The following is a 16,521-nucleotide window of genomic DNA, read 5'->3' as shown; positions in this document are numbered from 1 at the left end:
ATGGCAATGGCAGCGCTAGGTCTATTTGTATTTCAATTAAATACAACGCCTTACCAAATGATGCAAATCAATCAAAAATACCGATATGGAGTGAATAACCGTGTTGGCAAACGCCCCGCAGTTCAATTTATCGGCCTTGATAACGACGACATCACCCTCAGTGGCACCTTATTGCCGTCACTGACGGGCGGTAGATTATCATTGCTCGTATTAGAGCAAATGGCAGAAACAGGCCGCGCATGGTCACTGATTGATGGAACGGGAAATATTTACGGTATGTACGTGATTGAAGAAATCACGCAATCAAAAAGTGAGTTTTTTGTCGATGGCGCACCCAGAAAAATTGATTTTACGCTGAAATTAAAACGCACGGATGAATCGCTGTCTCAAATGTTTGGTGATCTAGGTCAGCAGCTCAATGATATTCGCGGAGCCTTGCCACTATGAGTTTTTTAACCAACGATGAGTTAACCCCTATTTTTGTGCTTGCGGCAGGCGGTGAAAATATTAATAGCCTGATTCAGGGGCGTTTAATGTCATTAACTATGACAGATAACCGCGGCTTTGAAGCTGACCAATTAGATATTGAGCTGGATGATAGTGACGGAAAACTCGCCTTACCTAAACGAGGAGAAACCTTATCATTGCATCTTGGTTGGAAAAATGAACCGCTGATCTACAAGGGAACGTTTACGGTTGATGAGATTGAACATAGCGGCGTGCCAGATAAGCTCATGATCCGTGGTCGTAGTGCAGATTTTCGCGAGACCTTAAACGTTAAGCGTGAGCAGTCATATCACCAGAAAACACTTGGCGATATCGTGCGAACCTTGGCTGAGCGCAACAAGCTGAAGCCTGTTATTGATGAAAAATTAGATAAAATCAAGCTTGCCCATATTGACCAAACCAACGAATCGGACGGCTCATTTTTAACGCGAGTGGCGAAATCAGAAGGTGCAATCGTTGCGGTTAAAAACGGGAATTTACTGTTTATGAAGCAAGGCCAAGGGCTCACTGCGACTGGCCAACCCATTAAAACTATGCATATTACTCGCTCTGTCGGTGACAGCCACCGTTTTTCACTAGCTGATCGTGGTGCATATACGGGGGTTATTGCTAACTGGCTTGACACTCGTGAGCCAAAAAAGAAAAAAGCAGTGACGGTAAAGCGTAAGCGAAAAAGTAAAAAACCTACAAAGCCCGCCGAACCAAAAGAAAAACAAGGGGAATATTTAGCCGGCGAACAAGGGAACGTCCTGACGCTTTCTCATACCTACGCCACGAAAGAAAATGCCGCCCGAGCCGCAAAAGCCAACTGGGAAAAAATCCAACGTGGTGTAGCTTCATTTTCGATTCAACTCGCGGTTGGCCGTGCAGATCTCTACCCTGAAATGCCCGTCACAGTGAGCGGATTTAAACCCGAAATTGATAACGCGGACTGGACATTAACACGAGTCGTTCATTCACTGAATGACAGTGGTTTTACAACCGCATTAGAGTTAGAAGTGAAAATTTCGGATTTAGATATAGCTGACGAATAATTTTTTAGACTGTATAAAAACACATGATATAATTCACATAACATCAACATCATGACAAAAGGTAATCTATCATGATGAATTGTCCCGAATGCGGTCATGCTGCACATACACGTAGTTCCTATCAAGTTTCATCCGAAACCAAAGAACGTTATAACCAGTGCCAAAATATTAATTGTGGTTGTACATTTGTTAGTCACGAATCAGTGACAAAAATTGTTGTTAAACCCGCACATGTTAATGTTGTTGAACCGCATCCGAACAAATACCAACAACCGTCTTTAGCATTATAGAAATCAAAGCCCCTCAATTGAGGGGCTAAATATTACTTAGAAACACTAATCAATTCATTGAAAAAGGTATCAAAGCCTTTTTTACCGCTATCATCAAATCGTAATTCATTGAACTGTGCAGTAAAAGAGCAGCTATCATCGGTTAGTTCACTCAAATTATTAACCGGAATATTTTTTTTAATGATCTCTAATGCCTGTGGTTTAGTGATAGTTGTTGTATATTCTGGTGAGTCTTTCAGCTTTTTACCTTCAAAATCTACCAAGTAGGATGTTACTGTAACTTTATCGTTTGGTGTATTAATCAAAGCACGGTATACACCATAGACAACAGCGCGCTTAGTTAATAACTCTTTTACATCAACAATATCATTACTAACAGCTTGCGGAGATAATCTAATTTTTAGCGGTGACTCACTAATAATTTCGAGTGTGTTATTTTCAGGATAATAATCACTGAAATATTCCATTGCATCTTTTGCGGTTGCATAAATTTTATTATCTTTCGTGCATTCTTGGTCACTAGATAAGTAACTATTATTTTGTGGCTGTTTTTGTTCTTCAGTTTGTGGGGTGCTTTTCGTTTGCTCTTGGGGCTGTGAAGGCTCAGCAAAAACAATGAATAAAGAAAGTAGAACAAGGACGGATACAGAATAAACAAGTGAAGATTTCTTTCTATTGGGCATGAACACAAGTTTAGGCTTTACTAATCCTAGAACAAAAGCAATCAAGGCTATAAGAGTAAGTATAAAAAATAAGTTATCCATGAGTCCTCCTTTTAAGTGGGTTTAAATTAGAGTCTGGATTGGATGATAAGTAAAGCCCCTCATTTGGGAGGGGCTAGGTCAATAATGGTCGATGTGGACGGAACGTGGACGGCGTAAATTATAATGTTAAATATAACAACGAGTTAAACCTTAATAACGAACACCATCCCTGTCTTTTATAGCCCCTGTTAGGGGCTTTTTTTTATCGCAAAAATAAATAAATCCTTTATTTATCAGTGTGATAACATTTTCATTAGGCGTCCATAAAAGTCACGAAAAATCATAAGTGTGGACAGTCCGTGGACACTTTAGTGTACGGATGAATTGGTCAGGATCAAATTGAAGAATATATACTAATCTATAAGTAGTAATTTCAGTGAGATTTTTTCAGGTAAACTGAATATGCCACACTGTTTTTAATACTAAAGCTCAGACTCAGTTTCTCGATCCGCACCCGCGAAAATTGTTTATAGAGTCCGACATCACCAGAGCGGTAGTTTTTTTAGCGCTCATTAAGTTTCTTAAAGCGTGTAATTTTCTTTTTTAATTCGTGGATTTCGACTTGTTCTGTTGTTATGGGGGGAATTTTTGGGGGAATATCTTTGTGTTTTAGCTTTTAATATCATTAATTCTTATATTATGTTGATGGGTTAGTACAGAATTAGTTAATTTATAGGATAAAACCTTTCATTTCTAAACAATCGAAGGCTTTATCCCAATAAGTATTATTTTATATTGTCATTATCTAATGTATTGAAATCAATAATATGTTTATCAAAGTCAATTATTGCATTCTGATTTTCGCAATTGTTATTTGATAGCATACTACAAGTATATTCTATATTAGTTTCTTTAATTCCTAGCCATTCTGAAAATAATTGAAATAAATTAAGTCCATTTCTTCTCGCTGATATTGTTTCCCGATTAGTTGAATCGGAGGATGTAATAAATAATGGTACTTCAAAATTCTGTCTTTTCTTATCACCATGAATTAGATCTTGTTGATCATCGATAAAAGAAAGCCCATGATCTGAAAAATAGAGCATTGACCATGTCCCTTTACTTTTTGATAGCTCAAAATATATTTTTGACAAGAGTAGATCTGTATTTTTTATACTCTGTACATAGCAGGATAGATCTTTACTTTTATAAAAGTTTTCATATGAGTTTGAAACTCGTGCACAGAATGGTGAATGACTACCAATCAAATGAATAACAATAAGTTTTTTCTTAGAGGGATTGTTTAATATTTGAATAAATTTGGGAAAAGCTAACCCATCTTCTGATATAACATTTTCAGATAGATTTGTTTTACCACCAAAGAAATAACTATCATTTGCTCTCTTTGCGATAGAAGCAACAGGTCCATCATGTTTTCCGCTTTGACCTTGACGAGAAATCCAGTAAGTATTAAACCCCGCCTTGTTTGCTAGTGTAATGATATTATTGGGCATCACTGGATACATAGACAAACTTCTTGATAGTGAAAGGTTTGTTGAACCTGCTGCAGATATATAGTTATTATAAAAAACACCATCAACGCTGCTCATAAATGGCGTATTATTGATAGGGAAACCGTAGTTATGCATAAAGTCACGGCGAACACTTTCGCCAATGATAACCACATATGTATTATATTTATTATTAACCGTTAATTCACCGAAAGAGGGGGAGCCTTCTATCGATTTCTTTTCTTTTTCTAAGTAATCTAAATAGTATAAGCTTTCAGTAAAAAATCTGATTTCAGGTAATCCTGATGTTAAAAGTAATTTTATGCTATTGCCATAAATAGCTTTAACAGGTTGTATCATTGTGATAAGCAAAAATATTGATACTGATATCCTTTTTACATTCTTGCTGATAGTCATGTTCATTCGACATACTATAATCCCAAATAAAAAGATCAGTGCCGATAGCAAGTAATACTTTAAATTAATATTACTGATAAATCCTTTGGCCTCTTCTGGATTTGTATAATAAAAGGATGAAAAAATATTGTAATCAGGCGGACCATAAAGTAAACCTACAGGTAAATACAAGGATGCAACAATTGCATAAAACATAATCAATACGATATATAACTTACGATACTGATTACAATATATTGCAAGCCCAGTAATAGCGATAACATAAAAAGGCTTAAAGTGGTAGCCCATAGCGTAGTGAATGGTTGTAAAATATATAAAAATTAACAATATTTTCAGAAATGAACTATTTTTGATGCGAGATACGATTGCCGACATATTACCCATTCAAGTATGAAGTTTAATGTCGGGTATTCTATACATAAATGAACCATTAAACAAAACTTAAGTGGCATTTGCGACTTCTCGTTTCATAAGGTTCGCTAGTTGTTTATTTCATATCAGTACTCAGAAACTACCTTGGCAGGCTTTTTCTAAAATTTGGTCTATCTTTTCTTTCTCATCATCTGTTTTAGTGCTATGGATAGTCAGTGACTGTGACGAACTCATAGTGATACGTAAATTCAATGCGTAAGTATTTCAGTAAAAAGTACCATTCACTTTCAGAGATTTTCATCCATACTAATCAGTACCCTGAGGGCGAATAGCCAGTTTGACTGAACATCAAATTACTATCACTCTGAAGTTCGTCACAGATGGACGGACAGGCAAAGGTGTCTACGATTAAGCGACAATTTAAAAGTATTTAGTAATAGGGGCTGTTTATCTTTCATTATCAATTTTTATTCGAATTAAAGCCATTTTAGGCAAGGGGAGAGGTTCGCCGCCGAGTGAACTTCGCAACAGCCTATCAACATAGCAGCAAAGTAACAGTAAAAATAAACAGCCTCTAAGTTTATATTGCTATAAATGTTCTTACCCACAACACAGATTTAGCATACTATTTCCATTTTCTATCGCCATTATCTTGCAATTACCTCTCTACTAAAAAAATAGGATAACGTTATGGTTCAAGTGTTAACCGTTCAGGATTATCGCAGTATGCCTTGGAAAAATGGGCAAGGTGTCACGTTGGAAGTGGCAAGAAGCCACGGTGAAGGGCTTGATGACTTTGATTGGCGAGTGTCTATTGCGGATGTTAAAACAGCAGGACCGTTTTCTCATTTTTTAAATCGCCAACGTATTATTGGCGTATTAGAAGGTGAAGGGATGATTTTGCATGTGGATACGCAGCCTCCTGTAACATTACGCCAGAAGGAATTTTTTGCATTTAAGGGAGAAAGCGATGTGCATGCTGAGTTAGTCAAAGACGCTATTCGTGATTTTAATTTGATTTATAACCCTGAGAAATATTCAGCACGACTACAGTGGGTAAATTCAGCACCAAGCAACACTTGGATCAGTGATGCAAACCACATATTAATTTTTAATACCGCACCCAATTTGGGACTACAAGTGAATTTGCAAACCTTCGCCTTAAATCAGTCTGAAACGTTATTGGTGAGAAACAATAGGCAACCATTGCAATTAACAACCCAGCAATTTTCAGAACAAAGTTATTGTATAATAGAGTTATTTATTAAGTAGTTAGAGGGGACGCTATTTATTTGGTGACTTATCGATATTTTTATCATTAATTCGTTTTTAGGAAAAAATATTACTCTGTTGATTAAGCTATTTTAGTAAAAATGTTATCAAATTCATATAACGTGTAATTATGCCTTTATTCCTATTGTTATTTTTCGCAAAATTTATAGTCTTTAGCCTCACTAAAAAAATAATAACGGTATTTTTTAAAGGAAAAACGTTCTATGAAAATGAAAGCGCTTGTAGCAGTTGCTGTTTCTGCTGTGATTTTAACGGGCTGTAAAAATATAGACCAAGGAATGCTGACTAACTCAGGTATGCAGTTATTCCAAGCGGCAACACTGAGTGATTCAGATGTTAAGCAATTAAGTGACCAATCTTGTAAAGAGATGGATGCACAAAACAAAATTGCGCCAGCGTCGAGCAAATACGCCAAACGTTTAGACAAAATCGCAAAAGCTCTGGGTAACGAAGTTAATGGCACACCAGTTAACTATAAAGTTTACATGACTAACGATGTAAACGCATGGGCAATGGCAAATGGTTGTGTACGTGTGTACAGCGGCCTGATGGATATCATGAACGACAACGAAGTTGAAGGCGTTCTGGGCCATGAAATGGGACACGTTGCATTAGGTCACACTCGTAAAGCAATGCAAGTGGCTTATGCAACTGTTGCAGCTCGTACTGCGGCCGCATCAGCAGGTGGCGTTGTTGAGCAACTGAGCGCATCTCAAGTTGCTGCACTGGGTGAAAAACTGATCAACTCCCAGTTCTCTCAACACCAAGAAAGCGAAGCTGATAACTTCTCTTATGACTTACTGAAAAAACGTGGTGTGAAAACGGAAGGTTTAGTGACTGGCTTTGAGAAATTAGCCAAAATGGGCAGCCAAGAAACCAGTATGTTTGACTCTCACCCACCTTCAAGTGAGCGTGCACAAAACATCCGTGACCGTATCGCCGCTGACAAAAAATAATTTTTAATTATTGTTGGTAATAAGGTGCAACAATGTCAATTAGCATTGTTGCACCTAGGGGCTGTTTATCTTTGCTGCTGATTTTTATTCAAATTAAAGCCATTTTAGGCAAGAGCCTATCAACGCAGCATCAAATACCTGAAACATGCTTTAATCGACCCCGTAGGGCAGCGTTTAGGGACAATAGTTGATTCAAATCGTCGTCAGTTAGCACGACGGATACATTTATCGATTTTTTTGGTTGTTTCTTAACCTTTTTTAGAAGTAAAAATCAGCAGCAAAGATAAACCGCCCTTTGCTTTGTTTTTTGCTTATCTTCTTATCTTCGTGTTAGAAATCAGAACTTACCCCGTTGTCTTCCCGCAAATCACTCTCTATCTTATTGAGTAAACGATATTCAGGTTTTTTCATGATGTTGCAGTTTTACGTTTGATAAAACGTTAGCAAGGAAAAAAGATGGAAAAAGTGCAGAAAGTTTCCCTTCTCGCAAAAGGAATGGGAATGCTGTTATCGGGAACTTGTCGCTTATTGACAGGGGTTCGTACGCGTTGGGTGGGTTGCCAGCCTGCGATAACTCCGCGTATCTATTATGCAAACCATTCAAGTCATTTGGATGGGTTAGTCATTTGGTCTGGCTTACCACCTCTTATGCGCCATTTTGTTCACCCAGTTGCGGCGAAAGATTATTGGGACAAAACTCCGTTTCGTCGTTATTTGGTGAATAAGGTTTTTCGCGCTGTTCTGGTGGAGAGAAAAGGGGATAAACCTGCGCAAGGTCATATCCTTGAACCCCTTGAGTCCGTTTTAGCCGCCAAGCATTCATTGATATTTTTCCCCGAGGGAACCCGTGGTAATGGGGAAGAATTAAGCCAATTCAAGAGTGGTCTTTACCACTTGGCTAAAAAATACCCAGAGGTTGAAGTCGTCCCTATTTATCTCGAAAACCTTAATCGTGTACTGCCTAAAGGGTCTAAATTGGTTGTGCCAGTGATTTGCTCAGCGGTAGTCGGTAAGCCTCTCTCACCTTTAACTGAGCATGAAAATAAAACTGAATTTTTGCAACGTGCCAAGGAAGCATTAGAGGAGTTGATGCCATGAGTTTTTGGGACAGCGAATTAGCCTTACTGTTATCGGGTGTGTTTGGCATATTGGTTTTTGCGAGTGTGATAGGTGGGATTTTGGCCTACCGTTATTCTGGTGATAAAAGTAATCCAACCATTGATAATTTAAATGCTCGGATCCGGGCATGGTGGGTGATGTGTATTATCTGCGTATTAGCGGTGGTGCTCGGTAATATCGCCGTGGTTATTTTATTTGCATTGATATCATTCTTTGCGTTACGTGAGTTTATTACCTTAACGCCAACTCGACGAAGTGACCATGAAGCGCTGTTTTGGTGCTTCTTTGTCTTTATTCCGCTGCAATACCTTTTGGTTGGTATTGAGTGGTATGGGATGTTTTCAATTTTTGTACCTGTGTTTGTTTTTCTCTTTTTACCTACACGTATTGCACTGGCAGGGGATACCTTCCATTTTCTTGAACGGACCGCAAAAATTCAATGGGGGATGTTGGTGACAGTTTTCTGCTTAAGCCATGTTCCTGCATTATTGATGCTCAATATAGAGGGTTACGAAGGGGAAAATGTCAAATTATTGCTCTTCTTAATTATTGTGACGCAAATTTCGGACGTCTTGCAGTATGTCTTTGGTAAGCTGATGGGCAAACGACCAATTGTGCCTAAATTAAGCCCAAATAAGACGATAGAAGGCTTTGTTGGGGGGATTTTATCCTCTGTAGTGATTGGAATTTGCTTATACTGGGTGACACCATTTAGTTGGTGGGTTGCGGGGTTAATGTCGTTGGCGATCACCATTATGGGCTTTGTCGGCGGGTTATGCATGTCTGCCATTAAGCGTGATAGTGGAATCAAAGATTTTGGTGCGATTATTGAAGGCCATGGTGGTATGCTAGATCGTATCGATTCTCTGTGTTTTGCAGCACCGATTTTTTTCCATTTAACGCGTTATTATTACACTTAACGGCGTTTCATTTTCGTTTTTGTTCGTTCACTAAGATAAGGCACCAAATGGTGCTTTTCTTTTGCCTTGTGGCTACAGCGTATAATGGATTAAAGTGGTATTATCTTCACTTAATTTGTGTTTCAAACTAAGGTGACCTTAGAGTATTGTCGCTTTAATTTGTTGAAAACCTCTTTTTAGAGGGGAAAAGTTTACCTATTGAGGTCATCGACTAGAATTATGTAAACTGGATCACAATAAAACACAAAAGCTTGATGGAAAGCAGATGCATAATCTTAACTTTACCGTATTATGCCAGTTGTTGAATCAATTCAGCTTTAGGTTTTAAGCGGGTTATTGGGTGGTTTAACGGTTTTTCATAGATTTGCAATTTTATATTCATTAATCAGAGGTCATCATGGTCAAGCAGATTAAAAGAATTGGGGTTTTAACGAGTGGTGGCGATGCACCAGGCATGAATGCCGCGATCCGTGGCGTGGTACGTGCCGCTTTAGGTGAAGGTTTAGAAGTGATGGGTATTTTTGATGGGTACCTTGGCCTGTATGAAAACCGCATGAAGCAATTAGACCGATACAGTGTGTCCGATATGATTAACCGTGGCGGTACCTTTTTAGGATCAGCTCGTTTCCCACAATTCCGTGATGAAAAAGTGCGTGCTATCGCCGTTGAAAATCTGAAGAAAAACCATATTGATGCACTGGTTGTTATTGGTGGTGACGGTTCGTATTTAGGGGCGAAAGCATTGACAGAAGCTGGCTTCCCTTGCATTGGTTTACCCGGCACAATCGATAATGACGTGGCAGGAACCGACTACACCATTGGTTATTTTACGGCACTTGAAACCGTTGTTGAAGCCATTGACCGTTTGCGTGATACCTCAACATCCCATAAACGTATTTCTATCGTCGAAGTGATGGGGCGTTATTGCGGGGATTTAACTTTATCTGCGGCGATTGCGGGCGGTTGTGAGTTTTTAGTGTTGCCCGAGCAAGAAATGGCCTTTGACCGTGAAGAATTACTATCTGAAATCAAACGTGGTATTGAAAAAGGTAAGCGTCATGCGATTGTTGCTATCACCGAACACGTTTGTGACGTTGGCGAGCTGGCCAAATATATTGAGCAAGAAACACACCACGAAACCCGAGCAACAGTATTGGGGCACATCCAACGTGGCGGGTCACCCGTCGCTTATGACCGTATTTTAGCATCACGTATGGGAGCTTACTCTATTCAATTACTGCTTGAAGGCTACGGTGGTCGCTGTGTGGGGATCCAAAATGAGAAATTGGTTCACCACGATATTATTGATGCAGTAATGAATATGAAGCGTGTCTTTAAGAAGGATTGGTTTGATACTGCTAAGAAGCTCTACTAAAATCTTCTTCATATTTCAAGCTGTAGGGGTGTTGGCTGCGCTCACTAACCCTAGTCACATACTTATGTATGCTCCTAGGGATTAGCTTCACTTGCCGCCTACCTACAACTTGAACTATTTAGAAGATGGGTATTGGCGGTATTTCAAGCTGTAGGGGTGTTGGCTGCGCTTACTAACCCTAGTCACATACTTATGTATGCTCCTAGGGATTAGCTTCACTTGCCGCCTACCTACAACTTGAACTATTTAGAAGATGGGTATTGGCGGTATTTCAAGCGGTAGGGGTGTTGGCTGCGCTCACTAACCCTAGTCACATACATATGTTTGCTCTTAGGGATTAGCTTCACTTGCCGCCTATCGACAACTTGAAATATGACGAGTATCAGCGCTGGATGATGTCGTCAAACACCCCCCCATTCGCAAAATGCGTTGCTTGCGCGGCTTGCCAGCCGCCGAAATCTTTATCCACCGTCAACAACTTCAGTGCTGGAAATTGTTGTTGATATTTTTTCGCCACTTCGCTATTGCGTGGGCGGTAATAATTTTTCGCGGCAATTTCTTGGCCTTCTGGCGAATAAAGATGTGCCAGATAAGCTTCTGCAACGTCTCGGCGGCCACGTTTGTCTACTGTTTTATCGACAACGGCGACTGTTGGCTCCGCTAAGATAGAAATACTTGGCGTCACAATTTCAAATTGGTCATTTTTGCCTAACTCATTAATAGCCAGTAATGCCTCGTTTTCCCATGCGATCAATACATCGCCAATACCGCGTTCAACAAAGCTATTTGTGGCTCCTCTCGCCCCTGAATCTAACACTTCCACATTTTGGTATAGCTGCTTGACAAACTGCTTCGCTTTTTCGGGATCTTGCTGGTTTTTATCTAACGCATAACCCCATGCAGCTAAATAATTCCAACGTGCGCCACCTGATGTTTTCGGATTAGGCGTCACCACAGAAACATCTTTACGAATTAAATCATCCCAGTCGCGAATATTTTTCGGATTATCTTTGCGCACTAAAAAGACAATTGTTGATGTATAAGGAGCTGAATTATCAGGCAGTTTTTCTATCCAGTTTTTATCTATACGACCACTTTGTGCGATGGCGTCAACATCATACGCTAAAGCTAGCGTCACAACGTCTGCCTCTAACCCATTGATAACAGAGATAGCTTGCTTACCTGATCCTCCGTGAGATTGGCGCACTGTAACGGTATCACCCGTTTTCTTTTGCCAATAATCGCTAAATTCCTGATTATATTGTTGATAAAACTCACGAGTCGGATCATAAGACACATTCAATAATTGGATGTTTTTCGCCCAAGCTCCCGTTGCTAATACCAATAACAATGCTGTCGTTAGTTGCGATTTCGTTACCTGCCATGAACGTGCCATCTTCGATTCCTCATCAAATTGTCGATAAGTCGAGGCTGACAGATAGCACCAAATACTGGAAATAATTAAAAAGAAAAACTTATACTTAAGGGGAATATATAAACAAACAGAAAGGTCAATACAACAGATAATCCAAATAAAAGCGCAGTGACTAGAGTCGCGTTTGCTTGCCGCCTACCGACAACTTCAGCGATTTAGCATATATATTATAATCTTTATGGGGCTTTCGCATATTAGGTACTGTCGAAAGCCCTTATTTATCTTGCCCTTAACGCGGTTACCAGCGATATTTCACGCCGATTTTTCCAATATACAGAGTTTGCTTATTACTATCGCCAGAAGTCATACCATTATCTTTAGGATTTTTCCAGGTTGAGGGTTCATAGGCTATGCCGCCCCATAACGTGAGGGATGGCGTTGCTTGGTATTCTACGTTTGTGCCGAGGCGAAAACCGTTATTGATTTTTTGCACCAGATAGAAATTTTTATCGTAGGTTTCATCTTGTAATGTATAACGAATATAAGGGGAAATATGCCAATTGGTCGTTAATGTAAAAGGTAAATAAGCACGAATTTGTGATTGTATAAATCGGGTACTGAAATTTTTATCCCATGCTTTATCGTAATATAAGGCAAGTTTTGCTTTTAATGTATCTGAGTATTTGTAGGTTACCCCCAATTCTGTTTCCGCTTCGTGACTGTTTGAATTGAAATAATTACTGTAATAGTAGTAAGAAAGCCAAAAATCAAAAGACCATTGGTTATTAAAACGATAGTTACCAGCGGGTGTTAGTGCATACATACTATTGGAAGAGCGTGATTTTGTATCAGGATGAGCATCATTGGATTCTTTACGATATCGCGCACCAATCTCAAGGTCAGATTTTGCTGTTTTAACAAATTGCTTTGTTATATCAAGTTGAGTTCGGCTACGAAGGTAAGAATCACGTGATGTACTGAAATTACGCCCATGGTTTCTCATTGATTCACGGTGTTCTAAATCGAAACGCCACAGAGACTCAGGGTTGGAGAGAGATAACTGACCGACTGTGCTGATTTTGTCATACACTTTGTTTTTAAATTTATCGTGCTGACCTTGGTATTCTTCTATTTCCATATAGACATTGGTTTTAACACGCCAAAAATCATTATTTGTTTCAGAAAAGCAAATAACAGGAAATATAAGTATAATACAATATACTAAATTAATTATATATTTCATTTTTATCCTTGCGAGTGATTTAATTAACCTTTACTGATTTGTTAAGCAAGATAAATCTGAATTAAAGCCGCAAGGATGTCTATTATTATTGTTTGGTTTAGGATTAATTAAAGATGTAATTCAATATGTATTACATTGAAAATAAATCTATTTTTTGATTTTTTGTTGTGTTTTTTATTCTTATTTAATCGTTTGATTTTTAATTTGTTATTAATTTAATTTTTTCTATTTTTATTTTAATTATTTATTTTTAAATTTAATCTAAATAAAAAACCGCCAATCAATGGCGGTTAATTGTTAATTTACAAAATAATATTATTTTGCTTTTTTGGCTTGTGCAGCGGCTTTAACAATGACAGCGAATGCATCCGCTTTTAACGATGCGCCACCCACTAATGCGCCATCGATATCTGGCTGGGTAAACAGTTCAGCCGCATTGCTTGCGTTTACTGAACCGCCGTATTGGATAATAACTTGTTCAGCAATCGCCGCATCTTTTTTCGCAATATGAGCGCGAATAAATTTATGGATAGCTTGTGCTTGTGCAGGGGTTGCAGATTTACCTGTACCGATAGCCCAAATCGGCTCGTATGCGATGACCGCACCTTGGAATGCTTGCGCACCTAACGTGTTTAACACGGCATCGATTTGGCGAGCACAAACTTCTTCCGTTTTACCTGCTTCATTTTCCGCTTCAGTTTCACCAATGCACAGAACGGGAATTAAGCCTTGTTCTTTTAATACTGCAAATTTTTGAGCAACAAACTCATCGCTTTCTTTGTGGTAAGTACGACGCTCAGAGTGACCAATGATGATGTATTTTGCACCAACATCTTTTAGCATTTCAGCAGATGTTTCACCAGTGAATGCACCAGACAGGTTTACGTCAACGTTTTGTGCACCTAATGCAATGCGGCTACCTGCCAGTGCATGTTTTGCTTGAGTTAGGTAGATTGCTGGTGGTGCGATCGCTACATCACAGCCATCAACGCTGCTCAGTTCGTTACGCAGGCCAGCGATCAGGTCATTGACCATATGGGTGCTGCCGTTTAATTTCCAGTTACCCATTACCAATGGATGTCGCATGTTATTTCCTCCAACCAGAGAGTTTGAATGATTAATCAATAAGTTATTCATTGCGCATTAATGCTGCTGACGCAACGTGACAGTTTTGCCGCCATTCACCTTAACGTATTATAAGAACATTAGGGCATAATAGCTTTGCTTTTCATCATGCTTGTTGTTAGAGCGTGATCACAGTCTGTTTAGGGTGTTTGTTGCTCTAGCTTAATCGGTTCAACAGCAAAAGTAAGCACATTATTGTCACTTTTTACTAAAATATATCGTAGGCCACCTAACCGTGCTTCTTCCGCATGGGTTGGGTTTTGGTTGGCCATAAATTTATTTAAAGCCGTGGTGAGTTCAGGGGCTTTATCTAAAGATACCTCAGGGGCGAATTGATGGATAATCGCAATTGTATAGCGTTCCATTAATTGGCGATTTTCTTGGGCTTCTTGTGCGTTATCTGTGGGGAGTAAGGTGATTTGTAAGCTTTTGATTTTTTCACTACCACGCTCTAACACAGCAGAAGAATAGATATGTTGGTTAATGCGCGAGGCTGCGCGAATATAGGGTGCCGCAATATCTTGGCTTGCAATTACTTTATATTCATGAAGATATAAATCTTTATAGCTTTGATTAAATTGATTGCGTAATTCAGGAATGGTGAGATCAAAAGATGCCGCATCAGGGGCTAAATAAGCCACTTCAAAATCCGTGTCAGGGAGTGTTGGCACTTTTTGTGCGAGCGCCAAAGGTGGCGCACTGAGTACAAAAATGGTTATGATGGCGGATATCGAACGAATTAAGGTTTGAGTCATTTTTTTGCCACTCATTCTTTGGTTTTTCACATTGTATCAGGATTATAGGTAATGACATTACAACAATGGGCTTTTTCCTTCAAAGGTCGAATGGGTCGACGACCATTTTGGGCGGGTATTGCCGCCAGTTTTATTTTAGTGACCGTGATTGTCCTGTTACAGAATACATTTTTATTGCCTGAAATGGTGACTCTGTTTCTTTTTGTCCTCCTGCTTTATCCCTTAGCGGCTATTTTCTCAAAACGTTTACACGATAGGGGGAAATCAGGTGGATGGTTTGCATTGATCGTGTTGGCTTTCGCGCTTTATTCTATGGATGTTAGTCAATTTGCGCCCATTTGGCAGTGGGGGATTGGCCGATTTTTACCCTTATTTATTTCGATGATTATGCTATTAGATTGCGGCGTCTTTGTGGGAATGGATAGCGCCAATAAATACGGCGAAAAAACCGAAACGGTGAATTATTTATAATATATTCCTACCCTGAAATTGCTCAGGGTAGTATGTGTGCGAGTTTACCAATATTGCTCGCTAGAAATATGACCTGGCTTGCGGCGTAAATGTTTAATCATTCCATGGCTATGTTTGAGCATATCACGGGTATCTCTCACCATTTCAGGGTTACCACACAGCATAACATGGCATGTTTCAGGGGAAAGAGAGAGACCAACGGCATTTTCGAGTTGATGGTTTTCAATTAATGCAGGTACTCGGCCATGCAACGCATTTGGCGTGTGCTCACGGCTAACAACCGTGACAATTTTTAATTTTCCTTGATACTGTTGTTCGAGTTTTTGCATCAATGGCAGGTAACTCAAATCTTTTTCATAGCGTACTGCATGCAATAACACGATGTTATCGAACCGCTCGAGATCTTTTCCCTCTTGCAAAATAGATAAAAATGGGCCGATGGCAGTTCCTGTCGAGAGCATCCATAAATTTTTGCATTCTGGAATTTCATCTAACACAAAGAAACCTGCGGCTTCATCTGTAATTTGCAGTGTATCGTTAGGTTTTAATTGTGCGAGCTTCGGACTGAGCTTTCCTTCGGGAACAATCACAAAATAAAACTCAAGTCGATTATCGCTGGGGGCATTCACATAAGAATAGGCCCGTTGAATGCGTTCTCCCTCGATTTCTAGGGCAAGTTTTGCGTACTGTCCTGCGGTAAAAGGTTTAATGGGGGCGTCGATGACAAGGCTAAATAATGTATCCGTCCAAAATTTGGCTTCAACCACCTTTCCAGTGACCCAATTTGCCATAAATCCACCTCTTGTTATTTCAAAATCCGCGCTGCTAAGTAAGGCGATATTTTGCCGTAATTAGTCAGGGCATTGTTCAGTAGGTTTTAATACTAAAGCAGTTCACTATTTACGCTTATCGATTATGTGTTCCAGTGAATTATTCTTAATAATGGGTATTTTTTGATTTTAATGTACAGTTAAGTTGACAGGTGTGGCGAATATGGCTGCCATTGGTGTGTAAACTAAAATGTCGAGCTACTTAGAAAAAAGTCTAAATTTTG

At 39.3% G+C, this 16,521-nt stretch carries 16 protein-coding genes; 9 read left to right on the top strand and 7 right to left on the bottom strand.

The features are described from left to right. The 3 genes from AB6N04_RS15835 (at position 1) to AB6N04_RS15825 (ending at position 1,831) form a co-directional block, all read left to right on the top strand. Positions 1–447, top strand: coding sequence for a phage tail protein (locus tag AB6N04_RS15835; protein WP_369309191.1), 447 nt, complete (start codon positions 1–3; stop codon positions 445–447). Continuing rightward, positions 444–1,541, top strand: coding sequence for a phage late control D family protein (locus AB6N04_RS15830; protein WP_369309190.1), 1,098 nt, complete (start codon positions 444–446; stop codon positions 1,539–1,541). Before AB6N04_RS15835 ends, AB6N04_RS15830 begins: the two co-directional genes overlap by 4 nt. A gap of 71 nt (positions 1,542–1,612) precedes the next feature. After that, entirely contained in the window at positions 1,613–1,831 is a 219-nt protein-coding gene (locus tag AB6N04_RS15825; RefSeq protein ID WP_112308381.1) for an ogr/Delta-like zinc finger family protein, read from the top strand. A 32-nt stretch (positions 1,832–1,863) separates the two neighbouring features. Here the strand turns inward: AB6N04_RS15825 and AB6N04_RS15820 are convergent, their stop codons facing one another. Together AB6N04_RS15820 and AB6N04_RS15815 are read right to left on the bottom strand one after the other, a co-directional pair. Next, a complete protein-coding gene (locus tag AB6N04_RS15820) occupies positions 1,864–2,595 on the bottom strand; it encodes a hypothetical protein (protein ID WP_369309189.1) in 732 nt (243 codons plus the stop codon). 725 nt (positions 2,596–3,320) lie between these two features. Next, positions 3,321–4,838, bottom strand: a complete 1,518-nt coding sequence (locus AB6N04_RS15815) for a phosphoethanolamine transferase (protein ID WP_369309188.1) — start codon at positions 4,836–4,838, stop codon at positions 3,321–3,323. A 687-nt stretch (positions 4,839–5,525) separates the two neighbouring features. Between AB6N04_RS15815 and AB6N04_RS15810 the strand changes: the two genes are divergently transcribed. The 5 genes from AB6N04_RS15810 (at position 5,526) to pfkA (ending at position 10,498) form a co-directional block, all read left to right on the top strand. Further along, entirely contained in the window at positions 5,526–6,107 is a 582-nt protein-coding gene (locus AB6N04_RS15810; RefSeq protein ID WP_369309187.1) for a HutD family protein, read from the top strand. Between the two features lie 224 nt (positions 6,108–6,331). Beyond that, positions 6,332–7,084 carry a M48 family metallopeptidase gene (locus tag AB6N04_RS15805; RefSeq protein ID WP_369309186.1) on the top strand — a complete coding sequence of 251 codons (753 nt, stop codon included), beginning with the start codon at positions 6,332–6,334 and terminating at the stop codon, positions 7,082–7,084. 456 nt (positions 7,085–7,540) lie between these two features. After that, entirely contained in the window at positions 7,541–8,182 is a 642-nt protein-coding gene (locus AB6N04_RS15800) for a lysophospholipid acyltransferase family protein (RefSeq protein ID WP_369309185.1), read from the top strand. Beyond that, positions 8,179–9,123 carry a phosphatidate cytidylyltransferase gene (locus tag AB6N04_RS15795; RefSeq protein ID WP_369309184.1) on the top strand — a complete coding sequence of 315 codons (945 nt, stop codon included), beginning with the start codon at positions 8,179–8,181 and terminating at the stop codon, positions 9,121–9,123. The genes AB6N04_RS15800 and AB6N04_RS15795 overlap by 4 nt, the downstream gene beginning before the upstream one ends. 397 nt (positions 9,124–9,520) lie before the next feature. Then, on the top strand, positions 9,521–10,498 hold the full coding sequence (gene pfkA / locus AB6N04_RS15790) for a 6-phosphofructokinase (RefSeq protein ID WP_369309183.1): 978 nt from the start codon (positions 9,521–9,523) through the stop codon (positions 10,496–10,498). Between the two features lie 382 nt (positions 10,499–10,880). On the opposite strand, the gene AB6N04_RS15785 is transcribed toward pfkA, so the two are convergent. The 4 genes from AB6N04_RS15785 to AB6N04_RS15770 all read right to left on the bottom strand — a co-directional run bounded on the left by AB6N04_RS15785 (position 10,881) and on the right by AB6N04_RS15770 (position 14,996). Further along, positions 10,881–11,894, bottom strand: coding sequence for a sulfate ABC transporter substrate-binding protein (locus AB6N04_RS15785; RefSeq protein ID WP_369309182.1), 1,014 nt, complete (start codon positions 11,892–11,894; stop codon positions 10,881–10,883). A 277-nt stretch (positions 11,895–12,171) separates the two neighbouring features. Then, complete coding sequence (locus AB6N04_RS15780) at positions 12,172–13,116, bottom strand: autotransporter outer membrane beta-barrel domain-containing protein (protein WP_369309181.1); 945 nt, start codon at positions 13,114–13,116, stop codon at positions 12,172–12,174. A 315-nt stretch (positions 13,117–13,431) separates the two neighbouring features. Further along, positions 13,432–14,202, bottom strand: a complete 771-nt coding sequence (gene tpiA, locus AB6N04_RS15775; RefSeq protein ID WP_369309180.1) for a triose-phosphate isomerase — start codon at positions 14,200–14,202, stop codon at positions 13,432–13,434. A 179-nt stretch (positions 14,203–14,381) separates the two neighbouring features. Beyond that, a complete protein-coding gene (locus AB6N04_RS15770; protein WP_369309179.1) occupies positions 14,382–14,996 on the bottom strand; it encodes a DUF1454 family protein in 615 nt (204 codons plus the stop codon). 51 nt (positions 14,997–15,047) lie between these two features. On the opposite strand from AB6N04_RS15770, the gene AB6N04_RS15765 reads away from it, so the two are divergent. Then, on the top strand, positions 15,048–15,467 hold the full coding sequence (locus tag AB6N04_RS15765; RefSeq protein WP_369309178.1) for a DUF805 domain-containing protein: 420 nt from the start codon (positions 15,048–15,050) through the stop codon (positions 15,465–15,467). Positions 15,468–15,511: 44 nt separating this feature from the next. On the opposite strand, the gene fpr is transcribed toward AB6N04_RS15765, so the two are convergent. Beyond that, positions 15,512–16,258: a ferredoxin--NADP(+) reductase gene (gene fpr, locus AB6N04_RS15760; RefSeq protein ID WP_369309177.1), complete on the bottom strand. Its 747-nt coding sequence runs from the start codon at positions 16,256–16,258 to the stop codon at positions 15,512–15,514. Between the last annotated feature and the right edge of the window lie 263 nt (positions 16,259–16,521).

Source organism: Providencia rettgeri, assembly GCF_041075285.1.
In the GTDB taxonomy this organism is placed as follows: Bacteria; Pseudomonadota; Gammaproteobacteria; order Enterobacterales; family Enterobacteriaceae; genus Providencia; species Providencia rettgeri_G.
The sequence above is the reverse complement of the archived record's forward strand: the minus strand, read 5'-3'. Positions and strand labels throughout refer to the sequence as shown.